Source organism: uncultured Maritalea sp. (genome assembly GCF_937139385.1).
GTDB lineage: Bacteria > Pseudomonadota > Alphaproteobacteria > Rhizobiales > Devosiaceae > Maritalea > Maritalea porphyrae_A.
In genome coordinates, this window is record NZ_CAKZPW010000004.1 from 1 (window position 1) to 2216 (window position 2216).

Annotated in this window: 2 protein-coding genes; one reads left to right on the top strand and one right to left on the bottom strand. The window is 47.8% G+C overall.

What is annotated here, in order from left to right:
- Positions 1-1471: AAA family ATPase (locus tag Q0231_RS00115; protein WP_299343525.1), on the top strand; the 1471-nt coding region annotated here is incomplete at its 5' end.
- A 34-nt stretch (positions 1472-1505) separates the two neighbouring features.
- Here Q0231_RS00115 and Q0231_RS00120 read toward each other — a convergent pair.
- Positions 1506-1928, bottom strand: a complete 423-nt coding sequence (locus Q0231_RS00120; RefSeq protein WP_269394048.1) for an HIT family protein — start codon at positions 1926-1928, stop codon at positions 1506-1508.
- Between the last annotated feature and the right edge of the window lie 288 nt (positions 1929-2216).

Sequence of the window (2216 nt, forward strand, 5' to 3'; positions counted from 1 at the left end):
GAAACCTGCTTTGGCGGGTGGCAAATTGCGCACCATGGGGTCCACTACCTATAAAGAATTCCGCCAACATTTTGAAAAGGATCGTGCTCTCGCACGGCGCTTCCAGAAAATTGACGTGAATGAGCCATCCGTAGATGATGCTGTGAAAATTCTCAAAGGTTTGAAGCCCTACTTTGAAGACCACCACTCGGTAAAATACACCTCTGACGCCATCAAGACATCTGTTGAATTGGCAGCGCGCTATATCAATGATCGCAAGCTTCCCGATAAAGCCATTGATGTGGTTGATGAATCTGGTGCTGCGCAACGGTTGTTGCCCGAAGCGGAACGAAAGAAACAAATTGGTGTGGAAGAGATTGAAGCAACCATTGCTACAATGGCGCGCATTCCCCCGAAATCTGTCTCAAAGTCTGATACCGAGCTTCTTTCCGGTTTGGAAGACAATTTGAAGCGCGTGGTGTTTGGGCAAGACGATGCGATTTCAGCACTCTCGTCTGCAATAAAACTGGCCCGTGCCGGATTACGAGAGCCTGAAAAACCCATCGGATCTTATCTGTTCACCGGGCCAACTGGTGTGGGTAAAACCGAAGTAGCAAAACAGCTTGCCGACACGCTTGGCGTGGAGCTTTTGCGCTTTGATATGTCCGAGTATATGGAGCGTCATACCGTTTCACGGTTGATCGGTGCGCCCCCAGGTTATGTTGGGTTTGATCAAGGTGGTTTGTTAACAGATGGAGTCGACCAAAACCCGCACTGCGTTGTTTTGCTTGATGAAATTGAGAAAGCACACCCTGATTTGTTCAACATCTTGTTGCAAGTTATGGACCACGGCAAGCTTACCGATCATAACGGCAAAGAAGTCATGTTCCGCAACGTCATTTTGATCATGACGTCGAACGCGGGTGCTGCCGATATGGCGCGTGCACCAGTGGGCTTCACAACCAACAAACGTACGGGTGACGACGAAGAGGCGCTTAAAACCTTTTTCACACCAGAATTCCGTAACCGGTTGGACGCTATTATTTCGTTCGGTGCCTTGCCGAGCAAAGTGGTTAGTCAAGTTGTTGAGAAGTTTGTTATTCAGCTTGAAGCACAATTGGGCGAGCGTGGTGTAACCATCGAATTGACAACTGCTGCGAACAAGTGGATTGCCAAGCGCGGATATGACGAGACAATGGGTGCTCGTCCACTTGGCCGGGTCATTCAAGAACACATCAAGAAGCCATTGGCTGATGAAGTCTTGTTCGGCAAGCTACAAAATGGCGGTACGGTGAAAGTCGATGTGAAACGAGGTGCCGACGAGTTGGTGCTTAAGTTTTTGCCCCCTGCGCCTGCAAAGCCAAAGGCGATTACGGGGCCAGAAAAACGCAAAGCGATCACCAAAAAACCGCGCAAGAAGGCGGCAACGAGCAGCGCTCGGGTGCCATCGACACCAAAGAGCAAACCAAAAACGAGTTCTGAAAAGAGCTAATTAAAAAGGGCCGGTCAGTTGACCGGCCTTTTTGTTAAAGAGCTGCGCGAATGTGCTCGGCAATTTCTGCCAAGTCGTCGTTTGAAACTTCAACTTCGCCATGCCGATTGCGTCGTTGCCCGGCGTAGCAAGGGATGATGTGAAAATGTAAGTGGTAAACAGTTTGGCCCGCGACTTCTTCGCTCGATTGGCGCAACAATATCCCATCAGCGCGCATGGATTTTTTAACCGCCACGGCTATCTTTTGAACGCGCTTCATCAGTTCCGCCAAATCGTCAGGATCAACGTCAATCAAGTTGCGCGCGCCTTTTTTAGGGACAACCAGCACATGACCGCGGCTCTCCGGCATAATATCCATAATTGATACGCAAACATCGTCTTCAAAGATTTTGTGGCTTGGGATATCGCCGGCGATGATCTTGGTGAAAATGTTATTTGGATCGTAGCTTGAAGGCATGGTTCGCTCTTTGCTCAAGTGTGAATGGCAATTTCTTCAAGAGGTGCAGAAATTGCTAAGTTTCATTTTAAAGGGGACAATTGGTTTTCAGATATCCTAAGTAAGTTATTTGCAAAAGTTCCTTCAATTGGAGGAGGAAGTAGTTCAAGTAATAAAAGAAATAGAAAGAAACGAAATAAAAGCAGTTTTTATTCAAGATCACAATTTGTGGCTGCGTAATACCCGTAATGATGAGCTGACTCAGCTGACTTTTGACGGTATTGAGGACTACGGCTACGGAACCAATAA